Genomic DNA, 12,581 nt, shown 5'->3' with positions numbered 1-12,581 from the left:
CGCGGCGAACGCGGCCCGCGCCGTCGAGCTGCTGGCGGACGCGGGCCTCGCCGTCGTCGTCACCGGCGGCCCGGGCGAGCGCTCCCTCACGGCCGAGGTCGCGGGCTCCCGCGGCATCGACCTCGGCGGGGCGACGGACTTCCCCGGCGCCGCCGAGGTGCTGGCCGGCGCCGAGGTCGTGATCTGCGGCAACACCGGCCCCGCGCACCTCGCCGCCGCGGTCGGCACCCCCATGGTCAGCCTCTTCGCGCCGGTCGTCCCGGCCGTGCGCTGGGCGCCCTACGGCGTCCCGGTCGCGCTGCTCGGCGACCAGAAGGCGCCCTGCGCCGGCTCGCGCGCCCGCGTGTGCCCCGTCCCCGGCCATCCCTGCCTCGCGGGGGTGAGCGCCGAGGAGGCGGTCGCCGCCGCCCTCCGACTCCGACCCACGACTTCCCCGAGAGAGGCCATCGCATGAGGATCCTGCTCTGGCACGTGCACGGCGGCTGGGCGGACGCCTTCGTCCGCGGCGCCCATACCTACCTGCTCCCCACGACTCCGGCCCGCGACGGCTGGGGCCTGGGCACCGGCGGCCGCGACTGGCCGAGCGCCGTCGAGATCGCCCCCGAGGAGCTGCACGACGCCGACGTCGACGCGGTCCTCCTCCAGAGGCCCGAGGAGCTCGCCGAGGCCGAGCGCCTGCTCGGGCGACGCCTCGGCCGCGACGTGCCCGCCGTCTACGTGGAGCACAACACCCCCCGCGGGGACGTGCCGGACAACCGCCACCCGTTCGCCGACCGCGACGACCTGCTGATCGTCCACGTCACCCACTTCAACGCCCTGATGTGGGACACCGGATCGACGCGGACGACGGTGATCGAGCACGGGATCCACGACCCGGGTCCCCTCTACACCGGCGAGCTGCCGCACTTCGGCGTGGTCGTCAACGAGCCCGTCCGCCGGGGCCGGGTCGCCGGAACCGACCTGCTCCCCCGCTTCGGCGCGGTCGCTCCGCTGGACGTCTTCGGGATGAAGACCGACCGGCTCGCCGAGCTGCCGGGCCTGGAGGACGTGACGGTCCTCGGCGACGTCCGCACGCAGGCGATGCACGGGGCCCTGGCCCGCCGCCGGGTCTACCTGCACCCGTTCCGATGGACCTCCCTCGGCCTCGCACTGCTGGAGGCGATGCACCTCGGGATGCCCGTCGTCGCGCTCGACGTGACGGAGGCGGGGCGCGCCGTCCCGCCCGAGGCCGGAGCGGTCTCGAACGACCTCGACGCCCTCGTCGCCTCGGCCCGGGCGCTCGTCGAGGACCCGGACCGGGCCGCCCGCGCCGGCGCCGTCGCCCGCGAGGCCGCGCTCGCGCGCTACGGCCTCGCCCGGTTCCACCGCGACTGGGACGAGGTCCTCGCCGACCTCCCCGGACGCCGGTCGCCGGAGCCCGCTCTGGAAGGGAGCACCCGATGAAGCAGCACCTCTCCGCCGCGCCCGCGCTGACGATCGCCATGGTCTCGGAGCACGCGAGCCCGCTGGCGACCCTCGGCGGCGTCGACGCCGGCGGTCAGAACGTCCACGTGGCGGCGCTCGCCGACGCGCTCGCCCGCCGCGGCCACCGCGTCGTCGTCTACACCCGCCGCGACGACCCCTCCCTCCCCCGGCGCGTGCCCTTCACCTCGGGAGTCGAGGTCGTGCACATCGACGCCGGACCGCCGCGCCGGGTGTCCAAGGACGAGCTGCTGCCCTTCATGGGCGACTTCGCCGTCGACCTCACCGAGGAGTGGCTGCAGGAGCGGCCGGACCTCGTGCACAGCCACTTCTGGATGTCCGGGGTCGCCGCGCTCGACGCCTCCGAGCGGGTGGAGCGCGCCACCGGGCGGCGCGTGCCCGTCCTCCACACCTTCCACGCGCTGGGCGTGGTCAAGCGCCGCCAGCAGGGTGCGCTCGACACCAGCCCCGAGGAGCGCGCCTGGCTCGAGCCCGGAGTGGGCCAGAAGGCCGACGGCGTCGTCGCCACCTGCTCGGACGAGGCCTTCGAGCTCAAGGGGCTCGGCGTGCCGACCTCGCGCATCTCGGTGGTGCCCTGCGGAGTCGACATCGACCGGTTCTCGGTCGAGGGCCCGGTCGCGCCCCGCGGCGAGCGCTCGCGGCTGATGACCATCGGACGCCTGGTGCCGCGCAAGGGCATGGGCATCGCGATCGAGGCGCTCGCGCACCTGGTCGCGGCCGGCCACGACGCCGAGCTCGTCGTGGTCGGGGGCTCCGGCTCCGGCGACGCGCTGACGGCGGACCCCGAGTACCAGCGGCTGCACGGCGTCGCCGAGAGCCTCGGCGTCGCGGACCGTGTCGACTTCGTCGGCCAGCTCTCGCAGACTGAGATGCCCGCGATGCTCCGCTCGGCCGACGTCGTGGTCTGCGCGCCCTGGTACGAGCCGTTCGGCATCACTCCGCTCGAGGCGATGGCCTGCGGCGTGCCGGTCGTCGCCTCCTCCGTGGGCGGCCTGATCGACACCGTGGTCGAGGACGTCACCGGGGTCCACGTGCCTCCGCGCGACCCGGTCGCCCTGGCCGCCGCCCTCGGCTCGCTGCTGGAGGACCCCGACCGCGCCCGCGCCTACGGGACCGCCGGCCGCGAGCGCGTCGAGTCCCGCTACTCCTGGGATCGCGTCGCCGCCGACAGCGAGCGCGCCTACGTCACGACCCTCGCCGGCCTCGGCGACGAGTCGCTCCTCACCGGCGCCACGAGCGCACCCTCATCCCCCACCACCCGGAAGGCGGCTCCGCGACGATGACCATCGACACCGCGACCATCGACACCGTTCTGGACACCCCGGCCGACGCCGCCCGGCGCCTCGTCGACGACCACGTGGCGCGCGCGCTCGACGCGGTCGCGCAGCTGGAGCGCCACTCCGACAGGATCGCCGCCTGGGGCGTCGAGCTCGCCGACCGCCTGCACTCCGGCGCGCGCCTGCTCGCCGCGGGCAACGGCGGCTCCGCGGCCGAGGCGCAGCACCTCACCGCCGAGCTCGTCGGCCGCTTCGACGGCGACCGCGTCCCCTTCTCCGCCATCTCGCTGCACGCAGAAACGTCGAGCCTGACCGCGATCGGCAACGACTACGGCTTCGACCACGTGTTCTCGCGCCAGGTCACCGCGCACGCCCGGGCGGGGGACGTCGTGGTGCTGCTCTCCACCAGCGGACGCAGCGCGAACCTCCTCCACGCCGCGGAGGCCGCCCGTGCGGCGGGCGCCCGGTCGTGGGCGCTGACCGGCGAGGGGCCGAACCCGCTCACCGAGCTCTGCGACGAGGCGATCGCCCTCGAGGGCCACGGCTCCAATGTGCAGGAGGCGCAGCTGGTGCTCGTGCACGCGCTCTGCCGGGCCTTCGAGCACCGGATCCGCGCGCGGACCGCGGCCGCCGCGTGAGCCGCCTGCGCCTCGTCGTCGTCGGCGACGTGATGCTCGACGTCGACCTCTCCGGACCCGCCGAGCGGCTGAGCCCGGACGCCCCCGTCCCCGTGGTCGACGTGTCGGCCCGCAGCGCCCGCGCCGGCGGTGCCGGGCTCGTCGCCCGGATGCTCGCCCGCGACGGGCACGAGGTGACGCTGGTGACCGCGCTCGCCGAGGACTCGGATCCGGACGTGGCGGAGCTGCGCGCCGAGCTGTCCGGCGTCCGCCTGGTCGCCGGGCCCTCGGGAGCGCCGACGCCGGTGAAGACCCGCGTCGCCGCCTCCGGCCAGGCCGTGGTGCGGATCGACCGCGGCTGCGAGACGCCGCCCGTCCCCGGCGTCACCGACGCGATGCTCGCCGCGCTCGCCGACGCCGACGCCGTGATCGTCGCCGACTACGGCCGCCGCCTGACCGAGGAGCCGTCGCTCCGCACGGCGCTCGACGCGCTCACCGTGCCGCTGGTGTGGGATCCGCACCCGCGGGGCTCGCAGCCGGTCGCCGCCACCTCCCTCGCCACCCCGAACCTGGCCGAGGCCACCGCCTTCTCGGGAGCCGTCGGCCGCGGAGTGACGCGCGCCGAGTCCGCCGCGACCACCCTCCTCGAGCGCTGGGGCTGCGGTGCGGTCACCGTGACGATGGGATCCTCCGGCGCCCTGCTGCGCTCCCGCGGCGCCGGCGTCCCGGTCGTCGCACCGGCCGTCGCCGTGCCGCCCACCGACCCGTGCGGCGCGGGCGACCGGTTCGCCGCCTCCGCCGCCGTCGCCCTCGCCGAGGGTGCGAGCACGTCGGAGGCGGTGCAGGCGGCGGTCGCCGCAGCCGGCGCCTACCTCCTCGCGGGAGGGGTCGCCTCACTGTCCGCTCCCGCCGACCCCGCACCCCTCCACGGCGGCGGGGTGGACGCCCTGCGCGTCGCCGAGTCCGTCCGCGCGGCAGGAGGAACGGTGGTCGCGACGGGCGGCTGCTTCGACCTGCTCCACGCCGGCCACGCCCGCACCCTCTCCGCCGCACGCGCTCTCGGCGACTGCCTGATCGTCTGCCTCAACTCGGACGACTCCGTCCGGCGCCTCAAGGGCGCGGCGCGGCCGATCATCCCCGAGGACGACCGCGTCGACCTGCTGCTCGCGCTCGAGTGCGTCGACGCCGTGCTGGTCTTCGGCGAGGACACGCCGGGCGAGGCGCTGCGCCGCATCCGCCCCGACGTCTGGGTGAAGGGCGGCGACTACTCCGCCGAGTCCCTCCCCGAGACGGCGACGGTGGCGGACTGGGGCGGCCGGGTCCTGACCGTGCCGTACCACCCGGGCCGCTCGACCACCCATCTCGCCGCCGCGCTCGCGCGCGTCGGCTGACCCGCGGCCCACGAGGCCCGCAGACCACCCCCGGAAGGAAACCATGAGCACCACTCCCACCCCCATCGGCCGCGTCCTGATCACCGGAGGAGCCTCCGGGCTCGGTGCGGCCGTCGCCGCCGCGGTCACCGCCGCCGGCGGCACCCCGATCGTGCTCGACCGCGACGTCTCGTCGCTGAAGGAGGGCGTCGCCGCCTACCAGGTCGACGTCGCGAAGACCCGCGAGGCCGAGAAGGCGGTCGTCGAGATCGCCCGCGAGCACGGCGGGCTCGACGCCGTCGTGACCGCGGCCGGCATCGACCGCTGCGGCCGCCTCGTCGACGTGGAGCCGGAGGAGTGGGAGCGCGTCATCTCCGTCAACCTCCTCGGCACCGCGGCCGTCGTCCGGGCGGCGCTGCCCTTCCTCACCGAGACGCACGGCCGCGTCGTCACCGTCGCCTCCTCGCTCGCGATCAAGGCCGTCTCGGACGCGACCGCGTACTGCGCCTCGAAGTTCGGCGTGCTCGGCTTCACCCGCGCGCTCGCGGCCGAGACCAAGGGCGAGATCGGCGTGACCACGCTGATCCCGTCGGGCATGAAGACGCGCTTCTTCGACGACCGCGACGAGCAGTACAAGCCGGGTCCGGACGCGCTGCTGAACGACCCGGAGAACGTGGCGAACGCCGTCATGTTCGTCCTCGGCCAGCCGCGCGGCTGCGAGGTCCGCGAGCTCGTCATCACGCACGAGGAGGAGCCGTCCTGGCCGTGATCCGCTGATCCGGGCGCGCCCCGGATCCCCCGCCGCGAGACGCCACCTCGGTCCGCACGCCCCGGCGCGTCGCGTACCGAGGCGGCGTCTCGCGGTTCAGCGGGTGGAGGCGAGCACCCCGCGGACGTCCTCGAGCACCGCCTCGACGCGCACGTCGCCGACGAACGTGACGTCGTGCTCGCAGCGCGGAGCGGTCCAGCCGACCTGCGTGGCGTCGCGCCCGCAGACCGGGCAGTGCGTGGTCCAGCTCAGCTGCACCCGGTGGCGCTGCCGCCCGAGGGCCGCGGCGTTGATCGCGTTGCCCACCCAGAAGACCCCGACCGTCGGAGCGCCGACCGCGGCGGCGAGATGGCGGGGTCCGGAGTCGTTGCCGAGCACGAGGTCGGCGAGCGAGAGCAGCGGAGCGAGGTCCGGGAGGTCCACGACGCCCGCCCAGGAGACCGCTCCCGGCGCTCCGGCGACGATCTCGTCGGCGGCGGGCACGTCGGAGGCGTCGCCCACCACCAGCACGCGCGCGCCGTCCGCCAGCAGCTCCGTCGCCACGGCGGCGAAGGAGGCGGCGGGCCAGCGCCGGCGGGGATCGGTCGCCCCGGGGTGGATCAGCACCAGCGGGCCGCCCGCGGGCAGCGCCGCGGCGAGGCGGTCCCGCCGCTCCGGATCCACGGCGAGCGCCGGCTCGAGGCGGGTCGCGGGCGCTCCGGCCAGCCCGACGATCTCGAGCGCCCGCAGCATCTCGTGCTGGTAGTAGACGTAGGGGATCGTGCGCTCGAGCTCCGCGGCGTCGTCGGTGCGCGACCCGACCGTGTGGCGCGCGCCGAGGCGCTGGAGGAACGGGTTGGAGTAGCGCCCGCCGCCGTGCAGCTGCACGGCCAGGTCGAAGCGGCGCGCGCGCATCCGCTCGGTGAAGTCCTCGACGACCCGGGGGTCCTCCCCCTCTCCGTCGCGGACGCCCTGCGCCACCGGCAGGATCTCGACGTCGGCGATCGGCGACTCGACGCCCGTCAGCAGGACCCGGTGCGCGGGCGTCCCGACCAGGGTGATCTCGGCTCCCGGGTAGGCGGCCGCGAGGGCGTCGACGGCGGGCAGCGCGAACAGCAGGTCGCCGAGTCCGCCGCCGCGCAGGACGGCGATCCTCTCGACTCCGGCGAAGGGCTCTCGGAGGGGGGCGATGGCGACCACGACGGGTTCCTCTCAGGTGCGGAGGGCGCGCGGGCGCCGCTCCGGGGACGGTGCACTCCTCCACTTCCCCGCCGGGGCCGATCCGAAACCGGATCGGGGGCGAGCCCGTCGCCGATCCGGGGGCGGATTCCGGAGGCGGCGTGTCTAGGCGCGCACCACCCGGGTACCGGACGGATGCGTCCGCCACTCCGCGGGCGCCCCCGACCGAGAGGTGACCGTGACCATCGACATCACGACCCCCGCCACGACTGCCGCCGACGCCGTCCGCCGCGCGCGGACCGCGTTCCCCGCGTGGGCCGCCACCGCGCCCGCCGAGCGCGGCGCCCTGCTCCGTGCCGCCGCCCACCGCGTGGCCGAGCGCGAGCAGGAGCTCGCCGACCTCAACACGCAGGAGACGGGCAAGCCCGCCGGCGACGCCCTGGGCGGCGTCCGCGCCGGTGTCGACACGCTGCTCCAGTACGCCGAACTCGGCCCGCTGCACCGCGGGAGGAGCCTGCGCGGAGGGGCGCTCAACGTCGATCTCGCCCTGCCGCACCCGCGCGGTGTCGTGCTCGCCCTCACTCCGTGGAACGACCCGGTCGCCGTCGCTGCGGGCCTCCTGGGCGCCGCGATCGTCTCCGGTGACGTCGTCGTGCACAAGCCGAGCGAGCGCAGTCCGGGCACGGGCGCCCTCTTCACGAGCATCCTCGCCGAGGCGCTGCCCGAGGGCGTGCTGACCCTGGTCGAGGGCGACGGGGCGGTCGGCGACGAGCTGGCGCGCACCGAGGGCGTCGACGTCCTCGCCCACGTCGGCTCGACCGCCACCGGCCGCGCGCTCGCCCGGGTCGCCGCCGTCACCGGCGCGCACGTGATCCTCGAGAACGGCGGCAACGACGCGCTCGTCGTCGACCGCGACGTCGATCCGGTCTGGGCCGCCGAGCAGGCCGCGCTGGGCGCCTTCGCCAACGCCGGCCAGATCTGCACCTCCGTCGAGCGGATCTACGTGCACCGCGACATCGCCGAGGCGTTCACGGCGGCGCTCGTCGCCGAGGCCGATCGCTGGAGCGCAGGCCCGCTCCCCCGCCTCGTCGACGCCCGCATGCGCGACGCCGTCCACGAGCATGTCACGGAGGCGCTCGACAGCGGCGCGCGCGCCCTCACCGGCGGCACCCCCGGGGACGGCACCTTCTACCCCGCGACCGTCCTGGCCGACTGCACCGAGTCGATGCTGGTGATGACGGAGGAGACCTTCGGGCCCGTCGCGCCGATCCGCGTCGTCGACTCATTCGACGAGGGCCTGGACCTGGCCGCCGCGAGCCCCTACGGTCTGGCCGCCTCGATCCTCACCGCCGACATGGAGCACGCCCATCGGGCCGCGGCGACGCTGCCGGTGGGCACAGTCAAGGTCAACGGCGTCTTCGGAGGAGCGCCGGGCGGCAGCGCCCAGCCCCGCGGAGCGTCCGGCTCCGGCTTCGGCTACGGCCCGGAGCTGCTCGACGAGATGACCACCACCACGGTCGTGCACTTCGGCCTGCCCGTTCTGCCGGGAGGCGCGCGGTGAGCCTCGAGGGCTCGGCGCTCCAGCGGGCGAGCGCCCTCCTGGCGCACGTCCACGAGCGCCCGCCCGTCGTCGCCGTGATCGGGGACCTCATCCTCGACTCCTGGTGGCTCGGCGAGGCGGAGCGCGTCACGCGGGAGGCGCCCGCGCCGGTCCTGCGGCTCGAGGACGTCGTCGACGTCGCGGGCGGGGCCGCCAACACCGCCGCCAACCTGCGCGCGCTGGGCGCCGTCGTCCGCACGGTCGGCGTGGCCGGACGCGACTCCGAGGGCGACCGGCTCGTGCGCGCCCTCGAGCGGGCCGGCCTGGACACCTCCCGGGTCGTCCGCACCGGCGCCGCGACGACGATCAAGACCCGCGTGGTCGGCGGCGACAGCGTGATGCTGCGCGTCGACTCCGGCCCGCACCGCCCGGCCGACGACGAGCTGGCCCTGCTCGCCGGTGCCGCCGCCGAGGCCGCCGCGGGCGCCGACGCCGTCCTGGTCTGCGACTACGGCTCGGGGATCCTCCGCGAGGCCGTCAAGCGCCTGCTCGCCGTCGAGCGCCCCGGCCTCCTCGTGGTCGACGCGCACGAGCTCGCCGACTGGGCCTTCGCCCGGCCGGACCTCGTCACTCCGAACGCCAAGGAGGCGGAGCGGCTGCTCGGCGGCTCCCTCGGCCGCGGGACGGAGCGGGCTGCCGCCGTGCGCGACGCGGCGGACGACCTGCGCGCCCGCTCGGGCGCCCGGCACGTCGTGGTCACCCTCGACCGGGACGGCTCCACCGCGCTCGACGCCGACGGCACGGTCAGCCGCACCTTCGCTCAGCCCGCGGAGGAGAAGCAGGCGTCCGGCGCCGGCGACACCTTCGCCGCGACCGCCACCCTCGCCCTCGCCGCCGGCCGCTCCCTGGCCACCGCCGTCGATCTGGCGCAGGCCGCCGCCGACGTGGTCGTGCAGCGCCCCGGCACCTCCGTCTGCTCGGGCGACGACCTGCTCGCCTCCCTCGCCGCTCCCGGCGCCGTCGTGCTCGGCGAGGACGCCCTCGTCGAGGTGCTCGCGGAGCAGGCGCGCCGCGGTCGCCGCGTGGTGTTCACCAACGGCTGCTTCGACGTCCTGCACCGCGGCCACACCGCCTACCTCCGCCAGGCCCGCGAGCTCGGCGACGTGCTCGTGGTCGCGGTGAACGACGACGACTCCGTCCGGCGGCTGAAGGGCGAGGGACGGCCGATCAACCCGGAGGGCGACCGCGCGGGCGTGATCGCCGAGCTGGGCTGCGTCGACTACGTGACTCTCTTCGGCGGAGACACCCCCATCCCGCTGCTCGAGCGCGTGCAGCCCGACGTCTACGTGAAGGGCGGGGACTACAACCCCGACATGCTCGCGGAGGCGGCCGTCGTCCGCTCCTACGGGGGCGTCGTCACCACGGTCGGCTACGTCTCGGAGCACTCCACGACCGAGATGGTCCAGCGCATCCGATCGGCCGCGCCGTGACCAGCCGCCGGTGGTCCGGGCGCTGGGGGGTCCCGGAGGCTCCCCGGCAGCCGCTGATCGACGTACTGGTGCCGACGGTCGGCCGCCGTGCCGAGCTCGCCGCCACGCTCGCCGGACTCGCCGCCCAGGACGACCCGCCCTTCCGCGTGATCGTCAGCGACCAGTCCGACGACGCGGTCGCCGAGAGCGACCCGACGATCCTCGCGATGCTGCGCGTGCTGGAGGCGCAGGGCCGGGCTCCGGTGGTGCGCCGGCACCTGCCCCGGCGCGGGCTCGCGGAGCAGAGGCACTACCTCCTCTCCCTCGCCACCGCCCCGGCCGTCCTCTTCCTCGACGACGACGTGTGGCTCGAGCCGGGCACGCTCTCGCGGCTGCACGAGGCCCTCGAGCGCCTCGACTGCGGCTTCGTCGGCTCCGCGGTGCAGGGCCTGTCCTACCTCGAGGACGTGCGCCCGCACGAGACCGAGTCGTTCGAGACCTGGGAGGAGCGCGTGGAGCCCGAGCGGGTGCGGCGCGGAACCCCGGAGTTCGAGCGCTGGCCGCTGCACAACGCGGCGAATCTCACGCACGTCGCCGCCCGCCTCGACGTCCCGGAGGGCGCCTGGCGCGCGTACCGGGTCGCCTGGCTGGGCGCGTGCGTCCTCTACCGCCGCGACGCCCTCCTGGCCGTCGGCGGCTTCGACTTCTGGGAGCAGCTGCCCCCGGAGCACAGCGGTGAGGACGTCGCCGCGCAGTGGCGCGTCATGGAGCGCTTCGGCGGCGCGGGCCTCGTGCCCAGCGGCGCCGTGCACCTCGAGACGCCCACGACGGTCACCGACCGGCGCGTCGACGCCTTCGACCGGCTCTTCGCCGAAGAGCACTCGTAACACTCAGCAAGGCGACGAAAGGACAGCACGATGGACGCACCCAACCCGATCCAGATCCAGAAGTACCTCTCGGGCATCGACTACCCCGCCTCGAAAGACACGATCGTCGAGACCGCGGAGAAGGAGGGCGCGGACGGCGACGTCCTCGAGGCCCTCCGTGCGATCCCGGACGGCGACTACGAGAAGCCCACCGACGTGAGCTCGGCCGTCTCGAAGGTCTGACCCCCTCCGCGGGACGCCGCTCCGGTGCACGGCACGCCGTGCCTGCCGTACCGGAGCGGCGTCCCGCGAGCGGCGATCGGCCGGCGCGGAGAGCCGGGGTCAGGCGGAGGCGTGCTCGTGCTCGCGCAGGACGCCGGACTCGAGCGCCTGGAACGACAGCACCTTGTAGCCCTCGGACTCGAAGAAGATCGTCGCCCGGTCGGCCTCCACGCTCATCACGGTGCCGGCGCCCCACTCGCGGTGCTCCACCGACTCGTCGACGCTCAGAGGGGCGTCCACGGGCGCCTCGACGGTCTCGCCGCTCGCCTCGTGCCGCTCGCAGCCGTCGCAGTTGCCGCACCACTCGGCCGACTCCACGCCGAAGTAGTCCAGCAGGACTCGGCGGCGGCACTGGCTGGTCTCCGCGTACGCGCGCATCATCGACAGGCGCGACTCCGCGATCCGCTCGCGGGAGGCCAGAGCCTCCTTCACCGCGTGCACGGCCTCGTCGCCGGAGGCCTCGCGCGTCCCGCGCAGACCGGAGCCGGTCTCCACCAGCCCCGCGTCCGCGAGATCGTTGACGATCCGGGCGATCGTGCGGGCCGGCTTCCCCAGCTCCTTCGCGAGAGCCGCGGAGTCGAGCCCCGGCTGCTCCGAGACGGCCGCCCAGATCACGCGCAGCGCGGCCTTGTCGACCGAACGCTTGGCGAAGAAGCGGCGGAGACCCAGATCCTCGGCGCGGTAGTGCAGCGCGCCCGTCGCCGGCTCGCCGTCGCGGCCCGCGCGGCCGATCTCCTGGTAGTACGCGTCGAGCGACTCGGTGGTCGTCGCGTGCAGCACGAAGCGGACGTCGGCCCGGTCGATGCCCATCCCGAAGGCCGAGGTCGCGACGACGACGTCGAGCTCGCCAGCGCGCCACTGCTCGTGCACGACCTTGCGCTCGGACACCTTGAGTCCGGCGTGGTACGCCGCGACCCGGCGCCCCTCCGCCGCGATGTCGGCCGCGTAGGCCTCCGTCTCCTTGCGGGTGGCGACGTAGACCAGGCCCGGAGCCGTCCAGCTGCGGGCCTCCTCGACCACGGCGGCGCGCTTCTCGTTCTCGCTCTCGTGGCGGTGCACCACCAGCCGGATCTCCGGACGGTCGACGCCGTGCACCTGGATCTCGGGGTCGGTCATCCGGAGGCGCTCGATGATCTCGTCGCGCACCGGCCCGGAGGCGGTGGCGGTCATCGCGAGCACCGGCGGGTCTCCGAGCTCGCCGCGCACATCGGCCAGGCGGAGGTAGTCGGGGCGGAAGTCGTGGCCCCAGGAGGAGACGCAGTGCGCCTCGTCGACGACCAGGAGCGACACTCCCGCGGCCGCCAGACGCGCCACGTTCTCGGGCTTGGCGAGCTGCTCGGGCGCCAGGAGCACGTAGAGCGGGCCGCCCTCGTCGATCCGGTCCCAGGCGCGGGCGACGGCCGCGGCGCCCTGGGAGGAGTTGATCGCGACGGCGGGCGGGGCCGCCGGAGCCGCCTCGATCGCGGCGAGCTGGTCGGCCTGCAGGGCGACGAGCGGGGAGACGACCAGGACGACGCCGCCGCGCTCGGCTCCGGCGATCTGGTAGACCGCGGACTTGCCGCCGCCCGTCGCCAGCACCAGCAGCGTGTCGCGCCCGGAGGCCGCCGACTCGATCGCCTCGCGCTGACCGGGGAGCAGCGACGACCAGCCGAAGTCCTCCCGGGCGATGCGGCTGACAGAGTCGGTGCGGGAGGAGTTCATAGCTCGACGCTACGACCAGACGGCCCCGGAGGCAGTCCGCTTGACAGCGC

The 12,581-nt window shown here is 75.5% G+C and carries 12 protein-coding genes; 10 read left to right on the top strand and 2 right to left on the bottom strand.

The window, feature by feature from the left end; genetic code table 11:
• The 6 genes from C5C33_RS17225 to C5C33_RS17200 all read left to right on the top strand — a co-directional run.
• A partial coding sequence (locus C5C33_RS17225; RefSeq protein ID WP_146085816.1) for a glycosyltransferase family 9 protein occupies nucleotides 1-454 on the top strand: 454 nt, incomplete at its 5' end.
• Nucleotides 451-1,443, top strand: coding sequence for a glycosyltransferase (locus C5C33_RS17220; protein WP_104261715.1), 993 nt, complete (start codon nucleotides 451-453; stop codon nucleotides 1,441-1,443). The genes C5C33_RS17225 and C5C33_RS17220, both read left to right, overlap by 4 nt.
• 26 nt (nucleotides 1,444-1,469) lie before the next feature.
• Nucleotides 1,470-2,765: a glycosyltransferase gene (locus C5C33_RS17215; protein ID WP_104261716.1), complete on the top strand. Its 1,296-nt coding sequence runs from the start codon at nucleotides 1,470-1,472 to the stop codon at nucleotides 2,763-2,765.
• Nucleotides 2,762-3,397, top strand: a complete 636-nt coding sequence (locus tag C5C33_RS17210; protein ID WP_104247441.1) for an SIS domain-containing protein — start codon at nucleotides 2,762-2,764, stop codon at nucleotides 3,395-3,397. Before C5C33_RS17215 ends, C5C33_RS17210 begins: the two co-directional genes overlap by 4 nt.
• 5 nt (nucleotides 3,398-3,402) lie before the next feature.
• Complete coding sequence (locus tag C5C33_RS17205; RefSeq protein WP_104261717.1) at nucleotides 3,403-4,767, top strand: PfkB family carbohydrate kinase; 1,365 nt, start codon at nucleotides 3,403-3,405, stop codon at nucleotides 4,765-4,767.
• A gap of 43 nt (nucleotides 4,768-4,810) precedes the next feature.
• A complete protein-coding gene (locus C5C33_RS17200) occupies nucleotides 4,811-5,515 on the top strand; it encodes an SDR family oxidoreductase (RefSeq protein ID WP_104261714.1) in 705 nt (234 codons plus the stop codon).
• Between the two features lie 96 nt (nucleotides 5,516-5,611).
• Here C5C33_RS17200 and C5C33_RS17195 read toward each other — a convergent pair whose 3' ends face one another.
• A complete protein-coding gene (locus C5C33_RS17195) occupies nucleotides 5,612-6,694 on the bottom strand; it encodes a glycosyltransferase family 9 protein (RefSeq protein ID WP_104261713.1) in 1,083 nt (360 codons plus the stop codon).
• Nucleotides 6,695-6,911: 217 nt separating this feature from the next.
• On the opposite strand from C5C33_RS17195, the gene C5C33_RS17190 reads away from it, so the two are divergent.
• From C5C33_RS17190 to C5C33_RS17175, 4 genes are read left to right on the top strand one after another with little or no spacing between them, the layout of a single operon-like run.
• The gene (locus tag C5C33_RS17190) at nucleotides 6,912-8,234 is read left to right on the top strand and encodes an aldehyde dehydrogenase (RefSeq protein WP_258064160.1); all 1,323 of its coding nucleotides are present in this window, start codon (nucleotides 6,912-6,914) and stop codon (nucleotides 8,232-8,234) included.
• Complete coding sequence (rfaE2, locus tag C5C33_RS17185; protein WP_104261711.1) at nucleotides 8,231-9,703, top strand: D-glycero-beta-D-manno-heptose 1-phosphate adenylyltransferase; 1,473 nt, start codon at nucleotides 8,231-8,233, stop codon at nucleotides 9,701-9,703. The genes C5C33_RS17190 and rfaE2 overlap by 4 nt, the downstream gene beginning before the upstream one ends.
• Complete coding sequence (locus C5C33_RS17180; RefSeq protein ID WP_219812158.1) at nucleotides 9,700-10,569, top strand: glycosyltransferase family A protein; 870 nt, start codon at nucleotides 9,700-9,702, stop codon at nucleotides 10,567-10,569. Before rfaE2 ends, C5C33_RS17180 begins: the two co-directional genes overlap by 4 nt.
• 30 nt (nucleotides 10,570-10,599) lie before the next feature.
• Nucleotides 10,600-10,791, top strand: coding sequence for a DUF2795 domain-containing protein (locus tag C5C33_RS17175; protein WP_104223528.1), 192 nt, complete (start codon nucleotides 10,600-10,602; stop codon nucleotides 10,789-10,791).
• Between the two features lie 99 nt (nucleotides 10,792-10,890).
• On the opposite strand, the gene C5C33_RS17170 is transcribed toward C5C33_RS17175, so the two are convergent.
• Nucleotides 10,891-12,531 (bottom strand): RecQ family ATP-dependent DNA helicase, encoded by a 1,641-nt coding sequence (locus tag C5C33_RS17170; protein WP_104247444.1) that lies wholly within the window; start codon nucleotides 12,529-12,531, stop codon nucleotides 10,891-10,893.
• Between the last annotated feature and the right edge of the window lie 50 nt (nucleotides 12,532-12,581).

It is taken from the genome of Rathayibacter sp. AY1H3 (assembly GCF_002932015.1).
The sequence above is the reverse complement of the archived record's forward strand: the minus strand, read 5'-3'. Positions and strand labels throughout refer to the sequence as shown.

Bases quoted from the DNA above. Each gene is read 5' to 3' on its own strand.
- C5C33_RS17220 (WP_104261715.1), top strand. From the start codon at position 451: ATGAGGATCCTGCTCTGGCACGTGCACGGCGGCTGGGCGGACGCCTTC.
- C5C33_RS17210 (WP_104247441.1), top strand. From the start codon at position 2,762: ATGACCATCGACACCGCGACCATCGACACCGTTCTGGACACCCCGGCC.
- C5C33_RS17200 (WP_104261714.1), top strand. From the start codon at position 4,811: ATGAGCACCACTCCCACCCCCATCGGCCGCGTCCTGATCACCGGAGGA.
- C5C33_RS17175 (WP_104223528.1), top strand. From the start codon at position 10,600: ATGGACGCACCCAACCCGATCCAGATCCAGAAGTACCTCTCGGGCATC.
- C5C33_RS17170 (WP_104247444.1), bottom strand. From the start codon at position 12,531: ATGAACTCCTCCCGCACCGACTCTGTCAGCCGCATCGCCCGGGAGGAC.